Source organism: Bacillus sp. EKM420B (assembly GCF_011065565.1).
Taxonomy (GTDB): Bacteria; Bacillota; Bacilli; order Bacillales; family Bacillaceae; genus Bacillus; species Bacillus velezensis.
The window spans coordinates 101,166-122,643 of sequence record NZ_JAAMNX010000003.1 but is presented as its reverse complement, the minus strand read 5'-3'; the positions used below and the strand labels follow the sequence as shown (position 1 = coordinate 122,643).

21 protein-coding genes and 3 pseudogenes are annotated in these 21,478 nt (G+C 42.8%); 8 read left to right on the top strand and 16 right to left on the bottom strand.

The window, feature by feature from the left end; all coding sequences use genetic code 11:
* Window positions 1-54: 54 nt before the first annotated feature.
* The 3 genes from G9F48_RS10665 to G9F48_RS10655 form a co-directional block, all read right to left on the bottom strand.
* Entirely contained in the window at window positions 55-273 is a 219-nt protein-coding gene (locus tag G9F48_RS10665; protein WP_003152415.1) for an alpha/beta-type small acid-soluble spore protein, read from the bottom strand.
* Window positions 274-353: 80 nt separating this feature from the next.
* Window positions 354-1,559: a tRNA uracil 4-sulfurtransferase ThiI gene (gene thiI, locus G9F48_RS10660; RefSeq protein WP_032858466.1), complete on the bottom strand. Its 1,206-nt coding sequence runs from the start codon at window positions 1,557-1,559 to the stop codon at window positions 354-356.
* 3 nt (window positions 1,560-1,562) lie between these two features.
* The gene (locus tag G9F48_RS10655; RefSeq protein WP_165409469.1) at window positions 1,563-2,708 is read right to left on the bottom strand and encodes a cysteine desulfurase family protein; all 1,146 of its coding nucleotides are present in this window, start codon (window positions 2,706-2,708) and stop codon (window positions 1,563-1,565) included.
* A 193-nt stretch (window positions 2,709-2,901) separates the two neighbouring features.
* Here G9F48_RS10655 and brnQ point away from each other — a divergent pair, with 193 nt between their 5' ends.
* Window positions 2,902-4,242: a branched-chain amino acid transport system II carrier protein gene (gene brnQ / locus G9F48_RS10650; protein ID WP_003152412.1), complete on the top strand. Its 1,341-nt coding sequence runs from the start codon at window positions 2,902-2,904 to the stop codon at window positions 4,240-4,242.
* A 113-nt stretch (window positions 4,243-4,355) separates the two neighbouring features.
* On the opposite strand, the gene ezrA is transcribed toward brnQ, so the two are convergent.
* Window positions 4,356-6,047: a septation ring formation regulator EzrA gene (gene ezrA, locus G9F48_RS10645; protein WP_165409468.1), complete on the bottom strand. Its 1,692-nt coding sequence runs from the start codon at window positions 6,045-6,047 to the stop codon at window positions 4,356-4,358.
* 195 nt (window positions 6,048-6,242) lie between these two features.
* On the opposite strand from ezrA, the gene hisJ reads away from it, so the two are divergent.
* Window positions 6,243-7,055 carry a histidinol-phosphatase HisJ gene (gene hisJ / locus G9F48_RS10640; RefSeq protein WP_165409467.1) on the top strand — a complete coding sequence of 271 codons (813 nt, stop codon included), beginning with the start codon at window positions 6,243-6,245 and terminating at the stop codon, window positions 7,053-7,055.
* Here hisJ and refZ read toward each other — a convergent pair.
* Window positions 7,045-7,668, bottom strand: coding sequence for a forespore capture DNA-binding protein RefZ (gene refZ, locus G9F48_RS10635; protein ID WP_007613118.1), 624 nt, complete (start codon window positions 7,666-7,668; stop codon window positions 7,045-7,047). The two genes, hisJ and refZ, sit on opposite strands and share 11 nt — an antisense overlap.
* A 125-nt stretch (window positions 7,669-7,793) precedes the next feature.
* On the opposite strand from refZ, the gene G9F48_RS10630 reads away from it, so the two are divergent.
* Window positions 7,794-8,276 (top strand): GAF domain-containing protein, encoded by a 483-nt coding sequence (locus G9F48_RS10630; RefSeq protein ID WP_025853271.1) that lies wholly within the window; start codon window positions 7,794-7,796, stop codon window positions 8,274-8,276.
* A 34-nt stretch (window positions 8,277-8,310) separates the two neighbouring features.
* Here the strand turns inward: G9F48_RS10630 and G9F48_RS10625 are convergent, their stop codons facing one another.
* Complete coding sequence (locus tag G9F48_RS10625; protein WP_003152407.1) at window positions 8,311-10,059, bottom strand: sensor domain-containing diguanylate cyclase; 1,749 nt, start codon at window positions 10,057-10,059, stop codon at window positions 8,311-8,313.
* 290 nt (window positions 10,060-10,349) lie between these two features.
* Between G9F48_RS10625 and rpsD the strand changes: the two genes are divergently transcribed.
* Window positions 10,350-10,952 (top strand): 30S ribosomal protein S4, encoded by a 603-nt coding sequence (gene rpsD / locus G9F48_RS10615; RefSeq protein WP_003152406.1) that lies wholly within the window; start codon window positions 10,350-10,352, stop codon window positions 10,950-10,952.
* Window positions 10,953-11,165: 213 nt separating this feature from the next.
* On the opposite strand, the gene G9F48_RS10610 is transcribed toward rpsD, so the two are convergent.
* On the bottom strand, window positions 11,166-11,315 hold the full coding sequence (locus G9F48_RS10610; RefSeq protein WP_162885924.1) for a PhrK family phosphatase-inhibitory pheromone: 150 nt from the start codon (window positions 11,313-11,315) through the stop codon (window positions 11,166-11,168).
* Window positions 11,316-12,428 (bottom strand): response regulator aspartate phosphatase, encoded by a 1,113-nt coding sequence (locus tag G9F48_RS10605; protein WP_165409466.1) that lies wholly within the window; start codon window positions 12,426-12,428, stop codon window positions 11,316-11,318.
* A gap of 287 nt (window positions 12,429-12,715) precedes the next feature.
* Between G9F48_RS10605 and G9F48_RS10600 the strand changes: the two genes are divergently transcribed.
* Window positions 12,716-13,399 (top strand): hypothetical protein, encoded by a 684-nt coding sequence (locus G9F48_RS10600; RefSeq protein WP_146284211.1) that lies wholly within the window; start codon window positions 12,716-12,718, stop codon window positions 13,397-13,399.
* Window positions 13,400-13,826: 427 nt separating this feature from the next.
* On the opposite strand, the pseudogene G9F48_RS19775 reads toward G9F48_RS10600, so the two are convergent.
* From G9F48_RS19775 to hmpA, 5 genes and pseudogenes are all read right to left on the bottom strand, one after another.
* Window positions 13,827-14,149: pseudogene (locus G9F48_RS19775) on the bottom strand (HNH endonuclease signature motif containing protein).
* Between the two features lie 320 nt (window positions 14,150-14,469).
* Complete coding sequence (locus G9F48_RS10595) at window positions 14,470-15,870, bottom strand: metal-binding protein (protein WP_165409465.1); 1,401 nt, start codon at window positions 15,868-15,870, stop codon at window positions 14,470-14,472.
* A 421-nt stretch (window positions 15,871-16,291) separates the two neighbouring features.
* A complete protein-coding gene (locus G9F48_RS10590; RefSeq protein ID WP_156735652.1) occupies window positions 16,292-17,119 on the bottom strand; it encodes a hypothetical protein in 828 nt (275 codons plus the stop codon).
* Between the two features lie 221 nt (window positions 17,120-17,340).
* A pseudogene (locus G9F48_RS19770) lies at window positions 17,341-17,519 on the bottom strand (site-specific integrase); the annotation flags it as partial.
* A 109-nt stretch (window positions 17,520-17,628) separates the two neighbouring features.
* Window positions 17,629-18,819, bottom strand: coding sequence for an NO-inducible flavohemoprotein (hmpA, locus tag G9F48_RS10580; RefSeq protein ID WP_165409464.1), 1,191 nt, complete (start codon window positions 18,817-18,819; stop codon window positions 17,629-17,631).
* Window positions 18,820-19,055: 236 nt separating this feature from the next.
* On the opposite strand from hmpA, the gene G9F48_RS10575 reads away from it, so the two are divergent.
* The 3 genes from G9F48_RS10575 (at window position 19,056) to G9F48_RS19925 (ending at window position 20,222) form a co-directional block, all read left to right on the top strand.
* Window positions 19,056-19,283 (top strand): hypothetical protein, encoded by a 228-nt coding sequence (locus G9F48_RS10575; protein ID WP_003152402.1) that lies wholly within the window; start codon window positions 19,056-19,058, stop codon window positions 19,281-19,283.
* A gap of 154 nt (window positions 19,284-19,437) precedes the next feature.
* Window positions 19,438-19,947: a type 1 glutamine amidotransferase domain-containing protein gene (locus tag G9F48_RS10570; protein ID WP_025285115.1), complete on the top strand. Its 510-nt coding sequence runs from the start codon at window positions 19,438-19,440 to the stop codon at window positions 19,945-19,947.
* Window positions 19,948-20,093: 146 nt separating this feature from the next.
* The gene (locus G9F48_RS19925) at window positions 20,094-20,222 is read left to right on the top strand and encodes a hypothetical protein (RefSeq protein WP_003152400.1); all 129 of its coding nucleotides are present in this window, start codon (window positions 20,094-20,096) and stop codon (window positions 20,220-20,222) included.
* Window positions 20,223-20,237: 15 nt separating this feature from the next.
* Here the strand turns inward: G9F48_RS19925 and G9F48_RS10565 are convergent, their stop codons facing one another.
* The 3 genes and pseudogenes from G9F48_RS10565 to G9F48_RS20075 all read right to left on the bottom strand — a co-directional run.
* Complete coding sequence (locus tag G9F48_RS10565) at window positions 20,238-20,990, bottom strand: SGNH/GDSL hydrolase family protein (protein ID WP_077722710.1); 753 nt, start codon at window positions 20,988-20,990, stop codon at window positions 20,238-20,240.
* 180 nt (window positions 20,991-21,170) lie between these two features.
* The gene (locus tag G9F48_RS10560; protein WP_154066734.1) at window positions 21,171-21,377 is read right to left on the bottom strand and encodes a hypothetical protein; all 207 of its coding nucleotides are present in this window, start codon (window positions 21,375-21,377) and stop codon (window positions 21,171-21,173) included.
* A gap of 47 nt (window positions 21,378-21,424) precedes the next feature.
* Window positions 21,425-21,475, bottom strand: a pseudogene (locus tag G9F48_RS20075) (hypothetical protein); the annotation flags it as partial.
* Between the last annotated feature and the right edge of the window lie 3 nt (window positions 21,476-21,478).

Sequence of the window (21,478 nt, the reverse complement as noted above, 5' to 3'; positions counted from 1 at the left end):
ATGAAAAAAGAGCGGGGAATTCCCCGCTCTCTTAGCCATTATGTGAAGTTGTGATTAAAACTGCTGCTGGCTGCTTCCGCCCATGCTTTGCTGAGCAAAAGAGACAAGACGTTTTGTGATTTCTCCACCGACAGAACCGTTGGCGCGAGAAGTTGTTTCCGGTCCAAGGTTTACACCGAATTCAGAAGCGATTTCGTACTTCATTTGGTCGATAGCTTGAGCAGCGCCTGGCACTAAAAGCTGGTTGCTGTTTCCGCTGTTTGATTGTGACATGTGTATCACCTCCTTGTGAGTATAGAATGTGATAAAACACATGCCTTCATTCAAAAAAACTTTGGTAATTGTATACAGTTTTAAAACAGGCCGGCAAACTTATCGTGAGCTTCCTGCTCTGAGTAAACAGTGATGGTTTCGATGCCGGCAGCGGCCTCTGCAATCAGCGGTTCAAAATCAACGAAGCTTTCGAAGTGCTCGATTTTTTCTTTTTTCGGACGTGTTTTCGGACTTGGCGGCGTAAAGATGGTGCAGCAGTCCTCAAACGGCTGAATGCTTGTTTCATAAGTGCCGATTTCTTTTGATTTCTCGATGATTTCTGTTTTGTCCATTCCGATTAAAGGGCGCAAAACCGGTGTTGCCGTCACGGCATTGATCGCATACATGCTTTCAAGGGTCTGGCTCGCTACCTGCCCGAGGCTTTCTCCCGTAATGATCGCGAGCGCTTTTCGTTCTTCTCTGATTCTGTCCGCGATTTGCAGCATAAGACGCCGCGTCGCCGTCATCGTATAGTTTTCCGGGATTTGTTTTTGAATGAGTTCCTGCGTCTTTGTAAACGGCACGATATGAAGCGTCATACTGCCGCCGAACTTCGCGAGGCATCCCGCGAGATCCATAACTTTCTGCTTTGCCCGTTCGCTCGTATACGGCGGACTGAAGAAATGTACGGCTTCAACTGATAATCCCCGTTTCATCGCGTAAAAACCGGCGACCGGACTGTCAAAACCGCCGGAAAGCATCAGCATCGCTTTACCCGCGGAACCGACAGGAAGGCCTCCGGCGCCTTTTTCGTTACGAATGGTCAGGAATGTCGCTTCCTCCCTGATTTCAATCCGAAGCGGAATATCAGGATTTTTCACATCGACGGTTAATCCATCCGTGTTTTTCAAAATATGGCCGCCGATTTCAGCGTTCATCGCATTCGTATCTAATTCAAACTGCTTGTAAGCCCGTTTGGTCTCGACCTTAAACGTATTCCCCGGTTTATATTCGCCTTCTATCGCGGCTAAAGCCGTTTTTTTAATGTCTTCCAGCTTGCTTTCGCATTTAATTGCGAGACTGAAACTTTGAATGCCGAATATATTCTTTAATAAGGAACAAATTTCCTCCGGGTTTTCTCCATTAAGTGTAATTGACATCCGGTCCCGGTTTGAAAAGTATTTTACTTTTTTATAATCCTTTAATACCAGGCGGATATTCTGTTTTAATCTTTCAATAAAACTGCGTCTGTTTTTTCCTTTTGTGGATATTTCACCAAAACGGATTAAAATATGATCGTAATTCATATGCTACCTCATCATTTTTTTTAGTTTTTGAACAGCCGGCGCCAGCGCGGCCATAAACGGCTCCGTGATGTCAGCCGTATGGCTGAAGTTCAGGCTGACTCTGATGCTGCTTGATGCAATCTGTTCGCCTTTATTCATTTGCAGAAGAACACGGCTCGGTTTGTGCTCTCTTGCCGAACATGCCGCGGTTGTGGAGACATATATTCCTTTTTCCTCAAGCATGTGCAGCAGCACTTCCGCCTTCACGCCCGGAACGGAAAAATTAATGATATGCGGCGCGCTGTTTTCGGCGGGAGTGTTGATGACGACCCCGTCCGTCCCGCTCAGCCTTTCCATGAGCGCATTCTTGGCAGCCTCCACGGAAGAAAGCCGCTCATTCATGTCACGCGCGGAAAGATTGATCGCTTTCGCAAGGGAAACGGCGCCTGCCGTGTGTTCTGTTCCGGCGCGGACGCCTTTTTGCTGCGAGCCGCCCGTTATAAGCGGAATGAGCCGCGTTCCTTTTTTGACGATAAGCGCTCCGGTCCCTTTTAAGCCGTGAAACTTATGCCCTGAAACGGTGCAAAGGTCAATGCCCGCTTCTTCTATAGACAGAGGAACTTTATGAATGCCCTGCACATGATCAACATGAAACAGAATATTCCGGTGCTGCTTCAAAAACCCGCCGATTTCCTTTACGGGCTGAATGGAGCCGACTTCGTTATTGACATGCATGACGCTGACGATTATCGTATCCGGCCTGATAGCCGATTTGACGTCTTTCAAAGAAACGAAGCCGTTTTGATCGGCCGGAAGATATGTGACTTCAAAGCCGAACAGCTCTGTCAGCTGATCAAGCGTCTCCGCCACAGAAGGATGCTCAATCGCCGAAGCAATGATATGCCTTCCTTTACTCATGTTTGCCCAGGCCGCTCCCTTTAACGCAGCGTTATTCGCTTCAGTCGCGCCTGATGTAAATACAATATCATAATTTTTTAAACGTAAGGTTCTTTTTATTTGCTGAGCGGCCGCTTCAAGGAGCTGTTCCGTCTCAGTTCCTAACTGGTGCAGAGACGAAGGATTGCCGAAATAACGGCTGCTCGTCTGTTTATACACTTCCAAAACCTCTTCATACGGCTCGGTCGTTGAGCTGTTGTCTAAATATATCATTTTTTTTACTCCTTTTATGAAAACGGTACATCGTATGATATTTATGCTACCATAACAAAAGTAAATATAAATTCGCAATAAATCGAGTATTGACTTCTCTGTACATTGCCATATAATAAGTAATGTTCGTTTTGTTATATTATCTGACAATTAATTGACAGAATATTTCAACATAGTATTTAGGAGGACTTTTATGAAACACTCACTACCTGTCAAAGATACCGTTATTATCGGTTTCATGCTCTTCGCACTTTTTTTCGGGGCAGGAAATATGATATATCCGCCGGAGCTTGGGCAAGCGGCGGGGCATAATGTCTGGAAAGCGATGGGCGGTTTCTTACTGACCGGCGTAGGACTGCCGCTTTTAGGTATTATCGCCATCGCATTAACGGGCAAAGACGCGAAAGGACTTGCCGATAAGGCTCACCCGGTATTCGGGACTATTTTCACCGTTGTGCTTTATTTATCAATCGGGCCGCTTTTCGCGATTCCGAGAACCGGAACCGTTTCATATGAAATCGGTGCAGTTCCGTTTTTAAGCGGCATTCCGGAAAGATTATCTTTATTTGTTTTCACGTTGATCTTTTTTTCTATTACGTATTATTTAGCTCTTAACCCGTCCAAAATCGTGGACAGAGTCGGAAAGATTTTGACTCCCATTAAATTCGGTATTATTTTAATCATCGTCGTAAAAGCCATTGTCACTCCGATGGGCGGACTGGGTGCCGTACATCAGGCATATTCCGGAACGCCGGTGTTCAAAGGATTTTTGGAAGGCTATAAAACAATGGATGCGCTCGCCTCAATCGTCTTCGGCGTCGTTGTCGTCAACGCTGTTAAAAGCAGGGGCGTCACCCAGCGTAAAGCGCTCGCGGCCGCTTGTATTAAAGCGGGTCTGATTGCAGCGGCGGGTTTGACATTCATTTATTTATCTTTGGCCTATCTGGGAGCGACAAGCACGGACGCTGTCGGGCCGCTCGGCGAAGGCGCAAAGATTTTATCAGCTTCATCTGATTACCTGTTCGGTTCACTGGGAAACATCGTTCTCGGCGCCGCCATCACCGTTGCGTGTTTAACGACAAGCATCGGGCTTGTCACATCTTGCGGCGAATATTTTTCAAAATTGATTCCCGCTTTATCATACAAAATGGTGGTTACGATTGTCACGCTGTTCAGTCTGGCGATTTCAAATTTCGGACTTGCTGAGATTATTGCATTTTCAGTTCCTATTTTATCAGCCATTTACCCGCTGGCGATTGTCATTATCGTCCTTTCCTTTATTGATAAAATCTTTAAGGAAAGACGCGAAGTCTATATCGCCTGCCTGATCGGAACGGGGCTGTTCAGTATCCTGGACGGTTTGAAGGCAGCCGGCATTCCGCTCGGATCATTAGATTCATTCTTAAACGCAAATCTTCCGCTTTACAGCATGGGAATCGGCTGGGTGCTTCCGGGCATTGCCGGAGCGATCATCGGCTGCATCATCACGTTTTTTATCAGCCCGCCCATCGAATTAAATAAAGCAAAATCGTAACATTCAGCGCCTGCGGTTTGATGTATATCAGCCATAGGCGCTTTTTATATTCCGTGAGAAACAAAAAAACTGCACCTCTGATTTCCATCAGGGTGCAGTTTTTGCTTGTGCGTCTATGAAGCAGATTGATCAGCTTTAATTTTTTTCACGGCGCCGGGAGCTGCTTTTTCAACAGCAGCTGCCGCCATCTCATAAGCTTCATTATAGCTGTAAGCGTAAAACAGCCGTTCCGCTTCTTTCAGCTGTTCGGATAAAATATGATTCTGGCTTCGGAAGCGGTTGCCGTACTGGATGATCCGCTCAATCAGCTTCACCTGAATCACAAGTTCTTCCGCCTCTTCGCTGACTTCCGCAACCACCTTTTCAGCTTCGGTCAGATGTTTGGCGGCTTCCTCCATGTTTAACGGCAGCTCTTCCAATTGGCTGACGGTTTCTTCTATATGATGATCTGCCGTCTCGAGCTTGTCCTTGACTTGTTCAGGAATTCCCGGCACGTTGCTTTTTTGCAGCATTCGGGCCGTGTCAGAAATGGTTTTCCGAAGATTCATCAGCGTTTCCCGCGCCTGCAGTTCTTCTTTTCTGAGCGCCTGCAGATTTTCACGGTATTCGGCATGTTCTTTCTGAGCCTCTTCCATCTGCTTTTCGATGGCCTCGACTTCTTCAATCAGCAGCGAGTAAGCGACATGCTCGCCGTCAAGCTTTTCTCTCGCCTGCTCAAGGAGCCGGCCGATCGTTTCCAGCTGTTTTTCGAAAGCATGCTGTCTGCCGATTTCTCCCGCCGTCAGCTGATAGCTTTCCTTGACGAGCTCCGTTTCGGTTTTTGTGCGGTCTTTTTCTTCCTCAAGCTTCTCATACGCGATGATCAGCTCAGGCATTTTGCTTAATACGGACTGTCCGGCTTCCACTTCGCCTTCCAGCTGTTCATACATGGATTGAATGGTTTCATCAATCAGCTGAAGAATGGCGGACGCTTCGTCGACATCTAATTCTTCCAAAAGCGCGCTTTCGGCCCGTTTCAATTGATTTGTGAGTGTCTCCAGCTCTTTTTCGATTTGAATATGCTCCAATTTGTAGCCTTTTTCCGTCATTTCCCGGTAGCCGTCTTTCAGCTTGGCAATCTGGTTCGGCACGGTCTGTTTACAGTCCGCGAGCAGTTTCGGAACGTCATCTATGTATGTTTGAAGCTGATCCAGTCTGCGGTCCTGTTCAAGCAGCACTTTTCTCGCTTTGATGTAATTGCCGCTTTCCGTCTCTTCTTCGAACTTTTTTATGCCGCTCCAGATTTCGTCGAGATCCGTCTCCAGGCTGTTATATAGCTCTCCGTAGAGATGGCTGTACGCCAGAAGGTTTTTTCGCGCTTTTGAATACCGCTCACGCACCTGTTCAATCTCTCCGCGGCTTTTTTCCTCGCTCGTCACAAGGTCGCTGATCTCACGCAGTATGCCTTCTATATTTGATTCGGCTGCAGTGAGGAGGTCGTCGATGTGGACAAGCACCTGATTCGCTTTTTTGAACCGGTATTTGTCGGCGTTCTCTTCGGCATCATAAAGGAGCTCTTCTACTTTCGGCAGATGGGCTGTGACAATTTCATCCCACTCTTCGCGCCATCTTTCAAAGAACTCTTCCGTCTCTCCGGTCATTTTCAGATGTTTGATCTTGGACATTTCTTCCACTATCGAACGGTTTAAAATTTCAATCTTCCATGACTCCAGCCGGTCAATTTCCGTATAAATTTTTTTCCTGAAAAAGTAGCCCGCCGCAAAGAGCGCGAGCAGTATAACCAATAATCCGATGACTAACTCCATAATGAGCCCCCTTGTTGTTCTCTTAATCTGTCAGGGTGTTTTATGTATTCAGAAAGATTTCAATATATGTATTGAGAAAATCTGTCGTTTTCATTGTTATTATGATACCATGTAACCAACATTTTTTGACCAGAAATCAAAAACTTTTTGCATAATTTCGGCAGGATTCTGCAATTTTTTAATGGAGTGACACAAATGGAAAAACGAGACGCTCATATCCACACGCCTTTTTGCCCTCACGGCTCGAAGGATGCGCTGAAACAATATGTCGAAAAGGCCCTGGAAAGAGGCTTTGACTCGATCACATTTACAGAGCACGCCCCCCTTCCTCCGTCATTTCAAGATCCCGTACCGCTTCAGGACAGCGCGATGGATCTCAGACAGATGGAGGTTTATTTGGAGCGGCTGTCACAGCTGAAAAAGGAATACAATGGACAAATCAGCATCCTGACCGGGCTAGAAACTGATTTTATCACAGGGTATGAAGAGGAAACCGCGGCGTTTCTGAACACGTACGGCCCCTCACTGGATGACGGCATTTTATCCGTTCATTTTTTGAAGACCGGTCCGTCTTATATATGCCTCGATTTTGACGAGCATGCGTTTCAGCAGCTTGCCGCGCACTTCGGAAGCGTTGAAGCCGTATATGAACAATACTATGAAACTGTGTATTCTTCCATTGTAACACCTCTCGGCCCTTTTAAGCCAAAACGGGTCGGCCATATCACGCTCGTCAAAAAATTCGCACGCCTTTTCCCTTACAGCATGTCACCTCAAATAAGAGAGCTTGCGGCCCGCTGTCTTGACGCCGTGAAAGAACACGGAATGGAGCTGGATGTGAATACATCCGGGCTCAGAAAGAAGTTTGCCGGGGAAGTATACATGGAGGATTGGATGGCTGAGACGGCGAAGCAAAAAAAAATCCCGCTCATATTCGGGTCGGACGCCCATCAAGCGGAAGATGTCGGCAGTTCCTATGAAACGTACAAAAGCATCATTACTTCATAAGCGCCGCATCAGGCCGTCGGAACACGCTTTCGATCCATATCTTCACCTCTTCAAAATACCTTTTATAAAAGTACGGTTCATGAGGCTGCATATAGAGCACCTCCGTAATGTATTGAGGCTGAAGATACGGCATCATCAAGAGGGATTTCAACTGCAGAATAAAATGCGGCACGGGCAGCGTCAGCCGTCTGTGGCGTGACTGCCCTTCTTCAATCATCAGCTGGAAAATATATTTTTCTTTCATTAAGTAAGTAGACATAATTTCCCTGATAAGCACGGAATCAATCGTCACTTCCCGGTACACAAACCGCGTTAATTGACGGTTATCGTGCTGATAGGATAAAATATCGAAAATCACCCGCAGGATGCGTTCCTGCGCGTCTTCACCGTTCATACTGACGGCGGCTTTTTCCAGCGCTTCAGTATAGCCTTCGTAAAACTCGGAAACTAAATGTTCCATTAATCCGCCTTTCCCTTTAAAATAGTAGGAGATGTGCGCAACATTTACATCAGCTGACTTTGCGATTTCACGGACGGACGTGCCGGAATAACCTTTTTGGTTAAACAGCTGGACAGCGGCGTTAATAATTTTGTCTTTGGTGCTTACTTTCATACGGCTCACCCCTTTATGTGTAACAATTCAAGCAGAAAGGCGCCGTTCCTGTAAGAACTTCTCGACAAATGCCGGCAGAACGGCCGGAACTTTGTTTGATATTATAGAAAAAGTGAGGGTTTTCCATGTTTCATGTCGAAAAACAATCCGGAGATAAAGAAAAAAGTTATCAGCTTCTGCTTAAACAGCTCGAAGCCATGACAGAAGATGAAACGGATGCGATCGCAAATTACGCGAATGCATCAGCGCTTTTATACCATTCATTACATGAAGTCAACTGGGCGGGGTTTTACTTTGCGAAAGAGGGCGAGCTCGTGCTCGGACCGTTTCAAGGACTTCCTGCCTGTGTGCGCATCCCGTTCGGCAGAGGCGTATGCGGCACTGCCTACTCTAACGGCGCCGTGCAGCGGATTGCCGATGTGAATGCGTTCCCGGGACATATCGCCTGTGACGCGGCTTCCCAGTCAGAAATCGTCCTCCCGATCCGCGTAAACGGTGAAGTGATCGGTGTGCTGGACATTGACAGCCCTGTGAAAAACCGTTTTGATGAAACGGACGAAGCCTATTTAGCAAAGTTTGTTGAAACGCTTGAAAAACGATTAGGATAAAAAAAGGAGCCCGGCCGGCAGGCCGGCTCCTTTTTTATGTCGTCGTGCTGTTTTGATGGATGATCAGCCGGTTTTTGCCGTTCCGTTTGGCGATATAAAGCGCCTCGTCCGCTTGCTGAACGAGCATTTTCAACGGCATCGGGCCTGTCTTTGACCAGCAGGAAACGCCGCAGGAAATCGTCACGCGCGGCTCGGTGTTTTCCCGGATGGCGCGAACAAGCCTTTTAGCGATGCGTTCTCCGGATGACACGTTGATATTCGGCAGATAGACAGCCAGCTCCTCGCCCCCCCACCTTGCAGCGACATCGTGCTCACGAATATGGTTTTTCATAACGGAGGCCACCTGAATCAGGATCGAATCTCCCGTTTGATGACCGTATGTATCATTAATGGTTTTGAAATTATCGATATCAACGAGGATGAATACACCCCGTTTATGAATTTTCATGCTGTATTGAATTTTCTCATCCAAATAGGTTCTTGAATACAGCTCCGTCAGCTGGTCTGTCTGAACAAGATGCTCAAGCCTGTCGCGCAGCATGGAGTTCGTGACCGCCAATGTCGCATGGTGAATGAGCGCTTGAAAAAGCTTATACATTTCAAACGTAAAAGCATACAAATCCTTTTTCAATAAAATCGCGAACCCGAAGACGGTGTCATTTTCGATCATCGGCACCGCCATCAGCGAGCCGAAGCCATTTTCGCCGAATACAGTCTTTCCGCTGCCGATAAACACGCCCTTTTCTCCCTCGAACAGCTTTTCTTTCACAATGCTGATATAGGGGTTCGCACGTTCTGTCTTAAAAAAAGCGGTATGTCCCGGAAGCAGATTTTGCGTCTCAAAATGATCAATATGAAAAAAAGCCACTTCTTCCGCATGAAATGATTGGGTCATAATGGCGGCGAGTTCCCGCATCGTGTCAGTGAGTCTGAGGCGCTGATTCAGCTGGCGCGATGTTTCATTAATGAGCTCCAGATTCGCAATGCTTTTTTTCGATTGCTCATAGAGCTGCGCATTTTCAAATGCTTTTCCCGCTGCGCCCGCAAGCAGCAGCATTTCACTGAGAGTACTGCACGAAAGAACGGCATCCTGCAGCCCCTCCGTCTTCAGAACCCCGTAAGTCCCCTGCTGGCCTTTGATCGGCAGGTAAGCAGATGACCTGCCTTTTCTGAGCAGTCTCCCCGATAAATAAACCTTCAGGGCAGACGGATCGGCATCTTTTCCATCCATATGTAATTCTTTTGCGGGAAGCTGTCTGTCCGTATCCTGATCCTGCGTGATAAACAGTGAAAAGCGGAAAGACCGGAAAGCCGTACTCAAACTTGCCTGCAGTTTTTCCAAAACCTCATTTTGATCCAAAAGCGAATGGAACATTTCTGTCATTCTGTGAATTTTCCGCTGATGCTTCGTTTTGTCAAACAGCCCGCTTTGTCTCACAGATTGATTGATAAACTGAGTAACGATCTCAGGCAATGATTCTGGGATCGGCAGCCCGCCTTCCGAGCGCAGATAAAAGGATCTGCCGGACGTCTGATTCCTGATCATAAAACGGCCGTCACTCTCTTTCAGCGGAGCATAATGCGGTTCATCTTCTGTTTTTATGGTGAAACGTGTTGATTCTGCCGGTGAAAGGGTCAATGAAAGAGATGTAAAGCAGGATTCTAGAGCTGAGGCCAGCCATAACAGCGAGTCGGATAATGAGACGGATTCAGATTTCGTTAAGAAAAAAGAAAGCATTTTCTGATGAAAGGCCGTCACTTCATCAATTGTTTGTTTTTTCATTTTTATCACCTAAACATGTACTACTCATTTTTGTACATTATATCATAAACCGGCACTCTTCATGGAGAAATGGTTGACGGCGGCGGGGAAAAATCATATAATGTTCTTTGTGTGAAATATTGCAGCCTTTTTGTTCAGCTTCTGTGTTTGCATTTTGTTCCTTAGCTGTAAGGTGTATCGTGTAACTCTCTGCTGCTGGAGCGAGGATACATGAAAACAAAATGTGCACGGTCGGATCGAACAGACGGTTTTTATTTTCCACAAAATAAAACCAAAGGAGGAGTCACATTATGGCTCGCTATACAGGTCCATCTTGGAAACTGTCCCGCCGTTTAGGAATCTCTCTTAGCGGTACAGGTAAAGAATTAGAAAAACGCCCTTACGCACCAGGTCCCCACGGTCCGGGACAGCGTAAAAAACTATCAGAATACGGTTTGCAATTGCAAGAAAAGCAAAAACTTCGTCACATGTACGGTGTAAACGAACGTCAATTCCGCACATTGTTTGACAAAGCTGCAAAAATGACTGGTAAACACGGCGAAAACTTCATGATTCTTTTAGATGCACGTCTTGATAACGTTGTGTACAAGCTCGGTCTTGCACGCACTCGCCGTCAAGCTCGCCAATTAGTTAACCACGGTCACATCCTTGTTGACGGAAGCCGCGTTGACATTCCGTCTTACCAAGTAAAACCTGGTCAAACAATCGGTGTTCGCGAAAAATCAAGAAACCTTTCTATCATCAAAGAATCTGTAGAAGTAAACAACTTCGTTCCTGAGTACCTTACTTTCGACGCTGAAAAGCTTGAAGGTACATTCACTCGTCTTCCAGAGCGCTCTGAGCTTGCTCCGGAAATTAACGAAGCGCTTATCGTTGAGTTCTACTCCCGTTAATTGAAATGCTCTTTAAAGAGCATTGGATTAAACCCTAGAAACGTTGTTATATCAACATTTCTAGGGTTTTTCTTTTGGATTCAGCTATGCAGAATATTGTATTTCCCCTTATTTATTTGGGGGGAGATTGGGGGAGATTTTGGGGGATTAAAAATGGTGGACAGATGCTCCCTCTCTTTATTAAAAAAAGCCCTGTCAGGGGCTTTTGTTTTTTTATGTGCCTACTGGCCGCTCTGCTAATTTTAGAGTACCCACCGGTCGCTCTGTTATCTTAACATCCGATGATGCATGATTAATTTTGACTACAGCTAAACCACTTAACGCAACGAAGGTTAGAGCTGCACAAAGAATAATTTTTTTCAATTATAATCCCTCCAGGTGCCTCATTTTCTCCTCGGCTAAAATAGCATGCTTAGAAAATTCAAGCGCCTCTTTATAGAGTCCATGCTTCTCACAGTGTTCTGAAATAACCAAAGAAAGATCAAAGACGCTATCAAGGTCATTTACTTCATATAAGTAAGAAATACCACCTCGACAAGTTTCAATGCTTTTCCTCTGATCCTGCTGCAGAAGTCCGCAAATAATATTTATTTTAGCCTCATACACCTTATTCTCTTTTCGTTTAAAATATTCCTTTGTCTTTTTATAATAATATGGCATTTTATTTACATCCCCTATTTTATAAAGCTCTTTCAGAAACATATACAGGGAATTTATATAATAAACCGAGTCCCTCCAATCTTTATTTCTGATGGCTTTTTTCAAGGCATTTATACAGTCTTGGGAACGATTTGCTGCAGAATATGTAATACCTAAATTATGATGTATTAATGCGGTAAATAGTGAATCGTGTAGAACTCTCGAAATTCTGATTGCTTCTAAAAAACTTTCCTCCGCTTTTTCGTAAAGCCCTAAATCAGTGTAGTTTTGCCCGACAATCATAAGAGACGTGGCAAGCTTTCGTTTATAGCCTTCGTTCTCTCTATAAATTTGTACAGAGTCATTGATATAATTCAAAGAAATTAGACTCTGCCGCAGCATCATATACATAGACGCCACTTTCGAATAAAATTCAGCCCGCTCTATACAATCGGGTATATCTTTCAATTTTTTCTCGGCTATTTTGAACAAAGTAATTGCTTTCTCAAAATTCCTTTTGTGCGACTCATATAACGCTTCAAATAGAAAGAAATAATATTCAATCATATGGTCTGTTTTTTTTATTTCCTCAGCGTGGTTTTCATTAAAATATGAATGAGGCGGAAGCTCCTCCCCTTTCACCTGATACAAAAGCATTTTATGCCTTTCCTCCAACAAAGAATAATACATCAAAACTTCCTGATCCTCTTCCATCTCATCAAACAATGGTTTGACCTCTTCAAAATATTTCTCAGCAGACTCAGCGTCTTGTTGTTTTATCGCGATATACCAATCATTTAATATATTTGCAACACATTCAGAAGCCAGTTTACTCATAAGATAAACCCCTCTTTCTACAAATATTCTAAATTTTCTCAAACAATATTCTAGCATACCTTTAACATAAAATGTAATTAATAGGATTTTTTTCGACATCACGCAATTTTCTCTTTCGACATCGCGCAATTACAAAAAAAGGCTATTTACCCACTTTTTCAGAACGGTATTATAGCGGACTATTTATCTCCATTGTCGAATTTACACTTCGCTGTCCCTATTCTTAAAAAATAACAATACCGGTATAATTTGGGTCGTAACGAATATACAATAGGGAGTGTGATTGTTTGAAGAAATTCAGGTCAGCTTTACTTTTGTTTTTGGTCACTGCATTGGTTGTAGGTATTATGCCCAACTTTAAAGCCAAAGCAGAAAGCAATGAAATGTTGAACATCCCTGCATCAATGTCAAATGATACTGTAGGTGAGAATGTTTTTGAGATTGATGGGGAAAAGTATGTCTATTCTTACGACTTTACTGACCCAGCTGTGAATAAAGCTAAAGTTACTGAGGAAAATGGGGCAGTTACAAAATTTGAATACAACAACGAAACAAACACACTTTATAAAAACGGTGAGGTCGATTTTAACCTTACTATGGAGGAAGATGGGGTATTTTCTTCTTCTAATATGTCAACTATGAAGATACCGCCCGGTGGAAAATACATGGGGAAATACAATTATAAATACAATTTGAAAGGCGTTTCTGTCGGTGTGGCAGCCACAGCTATTTCAACAATAACAAAAACACCTTACAACGTAGTATTCGCTATTGTAGGGTTTTTAGCAGGTACCCAAACAACTGCATACTATACAGTATTCCAATATCGTTATGCCTTTAAATGCAGCGCATACCCTTATGCTAATAGAACAAAATTCTACGAAGACTCTAAAAGAAAGAAAGTCCTTAAAACGGCAGACAGTCCCAAATTCTTTGGAAGCAGGCCAATCCCATCAACTTGCCGACCATAAAAACGAGGTGAAAAAATATGCAACAAGAAAAAACAACGTCTAATATTAACAGGATATTAAAAAGATATATCCTACTGTTCCTTGTTTTATGTGCATGTTATTTTGTTTACATGGGCGTTTTGGGTAATAAATTCACTCCAGTCCCATTGATTATTTTCATCGCTGGATCAATTATTGGGGAGTTAATCAGAATAGGAAGAATGAGAAGATAGGGGGTTACATCCTCCTATCTTTTTTAAAACACACAAGCTTCACAAATTTGTTTTTACCCATCTTTCTTTTATGCTCGGTATATGACAGTGAAGACAATAACATCGAAACAGATGAAGTTAAGTGTACGCAAAAGAATTTAATTTTTAGTCTTGGGGAATTTGTACATTCTTTCATTTGATGTTCTGTTCCCAAATCCTCCATCCTCCGTCGTTGTCTACCGGCCATGACACGAGGCGCATAAGGGCCCATTTACTTGAGGTTCATACCGCCTTTATGCGGAACGATATGATTGATAACTGTCGCCAGGGTTCTTCTTCCTTGCATTAAGCAGACAGCACATAACGGATGCTTGGACAGGTAACCAGCGCACGACGGCCTCCACTTGCTGTTATACCCCCGTTTGGCAGCTGATGATTCCCGGTATTGGTCATAGGCCGGTTTGGTTCGTTTGTGCTGTTCTCTGTGCTGTTCGCAGTAGTCCTCTCGTGTCAGGATAGGACATCCGGGTTTATTGCAAGGCTTCAAAGCTTTCTTCATTCCAATCCCTCCAATCATATTCTTCTTATACTGCTCCCCGCACTCAGAGCGTTCACCGCCGATAGTCATCCTGAGATTTAGCAGACACAGTTTACAGAGAATATAAAAAAAGGTGATTATGACTATTTCAGAGCTTTCCCTCTACCCTGAAACGATCCTTTCCTTCAATGTTCATTTGCACTCGAACCTGCACTACTCAAATAAAAAAGCGTCATCCCTAAAATAAAAACGCCTTCCCGTTTGGGAAGGCGCCTAATATAATTTCAACTGTCTAACCTGGAAGACTTTTCTTAAAAACGAACCAAAAGATATAATCACCATTATTTTTTTTTATTTATTTTCCGGTTTTTTTTCGCTAGTTTCTTTAGGTTTTTCTTTTTATTTTTATTTTGATTGGTTTTCCTTTTAGGATTAGTTCTTTTTTTCTCAGATGAAGGAAAGTAATGATTAAAAGGCCTAGCCTCAATACCTTTATTTATATAACTAAACTTACGAGTTTGATAAACAATTTCGGCTAATCCTATACAAGTCCTCATTAATTTAAAACATTCTTGAATAAACTCTGTTAAATATAAACTTTCCGTACTACCTCTACTTACATCACCTGAAGGGTAATATTTCAACTTCTGCGTATCAACATTATAGATGTAACTTCTATGTGCTATTGCATTTCGTAATCGATTATCAACTTTTGAGACAAATATTTTATCAAAGCTTTCTTGTCCATTTATAAATTCCAGCTTTCTCCCCTTTTTTTGCATTTTTTGATAATCCTTAATTTCTTGGATACTATCAATTACATTACTTTTCATTTCTTTAAAATCACCACGATGTTTCAAATTATTGTAAGCAACGATTAAATTTAAAACATCGCTTATATCTTCAAAAGTGTCTGTATAAAAATCCTTGATATCCTCAAAATCAACCGTTGTCAATCCAAGTTGTTTTATTGATTCCTCTCTGTGTTTTATGTCTGAATAAAAATCCAATCCAAAAATAGGAATAAACATATGGAATTTTTGGACAAACTTATCAAGAGTATTGAATAATTTTTTCTCGTAAGATCCTAAATTATTTTCAAAATGATTTGCAAGTAATAACAATTGTGTCGAGTTTATATTTTTAAGTTCATTAAATATATGATCTGTTATTTTCTTGAAATATCCTCCCGCAAAAATTTGAATAAACCGAGTATTTAAAAAATGGACTGCTCTCAACAATTCTAATTCGTTATCTACAGGAAACGGTGTTTTATCTAAGACATTATGAAGTTCTTTTCTCAAATATCCATGGCTCTCATTGAACCATAATTCATTAATCCGTTTAACTATAGGCCATTCATTATCAATTTTATAAAGGAATAAAAGAGTGCTTCGCTTGAAATGTTCTATATTCTCCCCCATAACAAAAACACCATTTTTAAAAAAGGGACTGAAAACGTCACTCTTCGATTCAGTATATATACGTATCTTATCTGTTAAAAGCTCACCTGAAACTTCCACTATAAAATCAGGCAATTGACCTGGATCAAGAGGATTGACATTTTTTAATTTAATAGAATACCCTGCATTTTTCTGGTCTAAATATACATTTCCATATATAGAAATTTTGCAATTTCCACATCTGATTCTAACTGGATATTTATCTAGCCAACCCAGCTGAACCTTTATACGAGTAATACCTTTACATACATTACACTGATAGTCTCCTGTAACAACCATAAACTTCACCACTCTTTAATATATGCCTACCATCTCTCTTAGACAATCAGTTAAACTTTAAACATAAGCGTTTTATTGATTTTTCTTATTTTATGTTTCGATAATGCTTTTTTGGCTTCACATATTATTATCGGTTAAAAACTAATTTATTTGGTACTATTTACGAAAAATGCCGAAAGATTTTTTCGGTGTTCGAATAAAAAAATGATCGTATTCGTATATATTCTTTCTAAACCGATTCCGTACTCAACCGTTACCAGCCAATCTTTTATCCCGGGAATTACCGGGAGCAGTTTACAGAGAAATATAAAAAAGGGACCCCGCTCATCAGCAGTGCCGCTTCCTTTACCATAATACTATATCTAAAACAAAATGGTGTGCCGTTATCCTGCCAAGTTTGTGCCAAAATTAATTCGAGTTGCTACTGTCTTTCATAATGATCGGCGCAAAAATCGCACCAGTAACCTTCAAACAACCATTTACCTTCATGGTTTATACTTATACGTTGTCCACATTTAAAGCACTCCTTGATTTCGTGTTCCGCAAAACAAATCGCACAGACTCCAGGATCTACTCCTAACCTATTGTCTGCAGCTACCGACTGTTCTGAGCATTCGTCGCATACCCAATCTAAAACTATTTGGGGAGCCCCATTCTTAACTGTATCGTACTCATACCAATAAATGTCGTTTCTGATCATTTCCTTTCTAGCTTCTTCAGCCCTTTCTTGAACTATTACATAATAATCAGTGCCTTCAATATAACTAAAATAAAACTCATGATAATTGGCTAAGACATCTTCTAACTCCACACTAAGTTCTAAATCAATAAAGCGTCCGATGTAATGTAACAGAAACAGCATATTTTCTTCTTTTTCTTGTCCAAATGCAAACTCATAATGAACGGCTGAATCTCTAAGTAGCTTTAAAATGTCGTAAGCACTCTGCTCATCATCAGTTATTGGGTTTTGTAATACTGCTTTTATTCTTCTGTATGCGTTCCCCACGTGAACTGTGGCTCTATAGCCTGTATCATAATCCTCCTTTTTATTATTATTTGATGCAAAAATTGCTTCTTCTCCTTCAACTTGTCGAAGTTTTTCTAATACAAATAAATCTAATGAATTTATTAGATTGATAATAGATTGCTTTATATCTGAAATTGAAAGCCTTTCCTCATATTCCTGTAAATGATGTAATCCGTGCTGTAAATAATCTATTGCATTATCTAGCAAGCCTAGGTTTCCCATTTAAAGAAGCCCCCTAATAAATTATGATTTGAATTATAACATGAGACGTCAGTTCCGAATTACCCATATGTTATATACTGTGCAACTGCCCGAAGCCCGTCAGCCCTCGCCACCCTTGTTTTCAAGCAATATGACTAAAATGAATTCCACATATGCTTTTTGAAGGGAATCAATAAAAATATGCAAAAAAAAGGCTCATCTTGTTTATGAGATGAGCCTGCTTATATCTTGAATTTCTTCATAGCGTTGTTCATGGCATCCTGATTGATTCCAATGAATCGAAGGGTTGTCCGTCCTGCAGCATGGCAACATCTTTTGTTTGCTTGTAAAAATGGTACCCGAATATTTTCCTCAGCGTGTGCGTGCCTATATCATCCAAACCGACATACTCAGCGGCAGCCATCGACGGGACAACCCGCTCTAATTCCCTGTTCGTTCTGTTATCTAGAATAAAAAAGCACCCAACCCGGGTGCTTCATACATTAAAATCATCGTCCTTCCTTCTTCAATCACACCATACTCAGCTGCGGTTCGAATAATTCATAGTGAATGGATTCCGGCGGTGTATTGAATTCAGAAATCAGCTTTTTCATTTCTTTAATGAACGACGGTGATCCGCACATGTAAAAATCAGCATCTTTATCTGTCATCACTTCTTCTAACAGCTGTTTGTCAATCCGGCCTTCCCGAAAACGAATGTTTTCTGAACGGTCTTGTTCGGACGGCTCGCTGTAAATAAAGAGGGTGTCAACGGATGAGTGTTCCGCGGCTTCTTCAGCTTCATGCCGCAACGCATGATACTCTCCGCTCCTTGCCGCATGGATAAAGAGAACATTTCGCTGCGGCTGGGTTTTGGCAACCGTCTTTAACATGCTGATCATCGGGGTAATTCCGACACCGGCACTGATCAGAACCAGATTCTTTTTGGAATCAGGGTCTAATACGAAATCCCCGGCCGGAGCGCTGATCTCAATTGAATCCTTTTCGTGTAATTGGTCATGCAGATATGAAGAAACAATTCCGTCTTTTTTCACGGAAATCCGGTAATAATCCTTACCGGATACATCCGACAAACTGTACTGGCGGATATGCGTATAACCCGTGTCCGGAATGTATACTTTTACACTGATATACTGTCCCGCTTTGAATTCGGGGAGAACTTGTCCGTCTTCCGGTTTTAAATAAAACGACGTTATCTCTTTGCTTTCTTTTACCTTTTTATCAATTTTAAATGCCTTATCGTCTTTCCAGCCGCCTTTTTGCGTTTCCGCTTGTTCATACATGTCCTTCTCAATTCCGATAAAAGCATCTGCAATGACGCCGTATGCTTTTTCCCATGCCTGAATGACCTCAGGAGCAGCCCCGTCTTTTAGCACATCCTTTATCGAGATTAACAAGCACTTTCCAACGATTGGATAATGCTCGGGCTTAACACCGATACTCCGGTGCTTATGGCTGATTTGTTTGACGACGGGTACTATGTTTTCCAGCCGGTCAATATTGGCTGCGGCCGCAATCACAGCATTCGACAAGGCCGTACGCTGTGTTTTTTTCTTTTGATTCGTCTGATTAAAGATATTCAGCAGCTCAGGGTGATGCTGAAAAAGCAGGTCATAAAATCGGCCTGTGATTTCTTCACCATGCTCTTCTAAGACCGGCACTGTGCTTTTAATGATTTCAATCGTTTTTTCATCGAGCATTCTGAAATCCCCCTAAAGATGTATGCATCTCGATTGACCTGAGAAAAGAATCGTTTTTGAATTCTTTTTTATAGATTTCCCCGTTCAAAAAGGGTTAGCCATACCAATTTGAGACGGATTCAGGAAAAACCAGAAAAACGAAATTGCAGCTGAAAAATTGTGGACTTGCCATGGTGTACTTGTCCGATGCAAAATCCTCCTTTTCAGCATTTAATAAAGTACGGGAGGTGAGATGAATGGGTAAAAAATCGAAAGTGTATTACTGTGACCCTAAGTATATTGTGACTGACAAGTATACTGACAAAGAAGTGGTTTACGTCCATCCCATCAAACACATTAACAGAGAACATATCCGTTATGTTCCCCGCCACGTTTATCAGGAAGAAACAATTCACGAAGTCATTGATCCGGGCGATCCGGGGAAATGCGGGTGTAAAAAGGATAAAAAAAGACGCAAAAAGTAATTGGTTCGATTTCTTGCCTCAGCAGACCTCCGTACCTTTTGGCTCCTCTTTTTCAGAGGGGTCTTTTTTCATGCCGTATCTTCAAGCAAATACGTTGTGAGGCGGCAATCCGCCTGATATTCTTGTCATATACAAATTCACAGGAGGCATGATGATGAGCAAAAAAATCGCAGTTCTGATGACAGATCAATTTGAGGATATTGAATATACAAGCCCGGCGGAAGCATTTAAAGAAGCGGGCCACAGTGTGGTGACAATAGATTTAGAAGCAGGGAAAGAAGTGACGGGCAAGCACGGTGAGAAAGTAAAGATCGATCAAGCGATCTCAGACGCAGACCCAAAAGAATTCGATGCGTTATTGATTCCCGGAGGCTTTTCACCGGATCTTCTGCGCGGAGATGACCGCCCGGGTGAATTCACTAAAGCATTCGTGGAAAATCAGAAACCCGTTTTCGCGATCTGCCACGGCCCGCAGCTGCTGATTGATACCGACCTTCTTAAAGGAAAAGATATCACGGGATTCCGCAGCATCCGCAAAGACTTAATCAATGCCGGCGCACATTATAAAGATGAAGAAGTCGTCGTGAGCCATAACATCGTAACGAGCAGAACGCCTGACGATTTGGAAGCCTTTAATCGTGAATCATTGAACCTGCTGAAATAAGCGAATAAAAATGCACAGACCCGTTCAGTCTGTGCATTTTTTTATGGATTGATAAAGAAACACCAATAGTTAGACCTATTCTCTTCCCCATCCATAATAAGTAAAATAAAGAGTGGGTTTTTCAACACTCGACGGGAGGTTCACTTATGTGGATGATCATTTTGCTGCTGATCATTTTAATCGGTTTTACCGGTAATATCATCTCGCTTTTGAGAGCGCAAAAACACGCATCTCAAAGAATAATTGAGCTTTTAGAAAAGCAAGGCCGAAAATAATCTGTTAGCGTTGTGTTACCCGTAATAGTAATAATAATTCCGGCAGATTTCCTGAAATATGATTTGATGCCCTTTCTCGTTCGGATGAAGACCTTCTGACATGCACATGCTGCGGAAAGCGGGATTATACGGGTCGATGAGATCTGTATCAAACAGGTCGGCATACGGTACAGAGAGGAGTGTGCAGGCTTCTTTTTGGGCTTTCACATAGTCAGCCAGCTTCAGACCCAGTTTATTTTTATCAGTATCACGGCGGACGATTTTTCCTTTTGATATTTTTGCTTGTCTCGTTGGGGTCACCACAATGATGCTCGCGCCTTTATTTCCGCTTCGCAGCTGCTGAATCACTTGACAGAAGCCTCCGTAAAATGTGGTGATATCCTTTTCATCTGTGCCGATGGGAATGTGGTTGCACCAATCATCATCTGTTCCCTGGACAATGATGACATCATGTCCCTTTGTTTTAAGCGCCTGCTGATAAATGTTATCGCTTCCGTTGTTGCTCATGTTAACGCCGCTGACAGACAGATTGGTTATATCAGCGTTTGTCCGGTCTTTCAGAATGTCACCAAAGCCGTATTCCGCACGCAGCCCCCGGGCGACGCTGTCACCTAAGATCGCGATTTTTGAAGCCTTCCGCAGCCTGCTTATACTGATGAAGTCAACGCTGATATGCCCGCTGTCCGTGATATGCAAAAGCTTGCTGCTTATGTTTTGCGAAGAGACTGTCTTTCCTTCAGAGTTATAAAAATCCTCATTCAGCTTCATTCGGCGTCATCCCTTCCTTTTTATCCTCCGGCATCTTTTTTTGACATGAAAAACGGACACGAACAAACAGCGCCATGTTGTCAGTTCAGTGTCCGCAGATGATGATACCGGATCTTTTATGCAGTTCTCTTGCCATTATAGCAGATCTCCGTTACTTGTAATAGAGTCTGCAGTCAGCATTTAAAACAGCGCTTGCGGGTACGTTTTTGATGGGACCGTCTGCTGCGTGAACGGTGTGTCCGGTGATGGCTCCGTCTTCTGCTGCGGGAGCGGTGTGTCCGGTGATGGCTCCGTCTTCTGCTGCGGGAGCGGTGTGTCCGGTGATGACTCCGTCTTCTGCTGCGGGAACGGTGTGTCCGTTTTCTGCTGCGGGAACGGCCCGAACATTTTTTAGAAACCGGTTCTTGGTATAAATACTCCCCTAAACCTTCTCTTTCCGCAACGGCAACTCCATGTTCAATTTCTTTAACAGAAATAGCGTTCAATTC

Coding starts and splice junctions, on each gene's coding strand:
- G9F48_RS19925 (WP_003152400.1), top strand. CDS start 20,094: ATGTGGATGATCATTTTGCTGCTGATCATTTTAATCGGTTTTACCGGT.
- G9F48_RS10590 (WP_156735652.1), bottom strand. CDS start 17,119: ATGGGAAACCTAGGCTTGCTAGATAATGCAATAGATTATTTACAGCAC.
- G9F48_RS10655 (WP_165409469.1), bottom strand. CDS start 2,708: ATGATATATTTAGACAACAGCTCAACGACCGAGCCGTATGAAGAGGTT.
- G9F48_RS10630 (WP_025853271.1), top strand. CDS start 7,794: ATGTTTCATGTCGAAAAACAATCCGGAGATAAAGAAAAAAGTTATCAG.
- rpsD (WP_003152406.1), top strand. CDS start 10,350: ATGGCTCGCTATACAGGTCCATCTTGGAAACTGTCCCGCCGTTTAGGA.
- ezrA (WP_165409468.1), bottom strand. CDS start 6,047: ATGGAGTTAGTCATCGGATTATTGGTTATACTGCTCGCGCTCTTTGCG.
- brnQ (WP_003152412.1), top strand. CDS start 2,902: ATGAAACACTCACTACCTGTCAAAGATACCGTTATTATCGGTTTCATG.
- G9F48_RS10625 (WP_003152407.1), bottom strand. CDS start 10,059: ATGAAAAAACAAACAATTGATGAAGTGACGGCCTTTCATCAGAAAATG.
- thiI (WP_032858466.1), bottom strand. CDS start 1,559: ATGAATTACGATCATATTTTAATCCGTTTTGGTGAAATATCCACAAAA.
- G9F48_RS10575 (WP_003152402.1), top strand. CDS start 19,056: ATGGGTAAAAAATCGAAAGTGTATTACTGTGACCCTAAGTATATTGTG.
- refZ (WP_007613118.1), bottom strand. CDS start 7,668: ATGAAAGTAAGCACCAAAGACAAAATTATTAACGCCGCTGTCCAGCTG.
- hisJ (WP_165409467.1), top strand. CDS start 6,243: ATGGAAAAACGAGACGCTCATATCCACACGCCTTTTTGCCCTCACGGC.
- G9F48_RS10570 (WP_025285115.1), top strand. CDS start 19,438: ATGAGCAAAAAAATCGCAGTTCTGATGACAGATCAATTTGAGGATATT.
- G9F48_RS10560 (WP_154066734.1), bottom strand. CDS start 21,377: ATGTTCGGGCCGTTCCCGCAGCAGAAAACGGACACACCGTTCCCGCAG.
- G9F48_RS10665 (WP_003152415.1), bottom strand. CDS start 273: ATGTCACAATCAAACAGCGGAAACAGCAACCAGCTTTTAGTGCCAGGC.
- G9F48_RS10565 (WP_077722710.1), bottom strand. CDS start 20,990: ATGAAGCTGAATGAGGATTTTTATAACTCTGAAGGAAAGACAGTCTCT.
- G9F48_RS10605 (WP_165409466.1), bottom strand. CDS start 12,428: ATGAGTAAACTGGCTTCTGAATGTGTTGCAAATATATTAAATGATTGG.
- G9F48_RS10595 (WP_165409465.1), bottom strand. CDS start 15,870: ATGGTTGTTACAGGAGACTATCAGTGTAATGTATGTAAAGGTATTACT.
- hmpA (WP_165409464.1), bottom strand. CDS start 18,819: ATGCTCGATGAAAAAACGATTGAAATCATTAAAAGCACAGTGCCGGTC.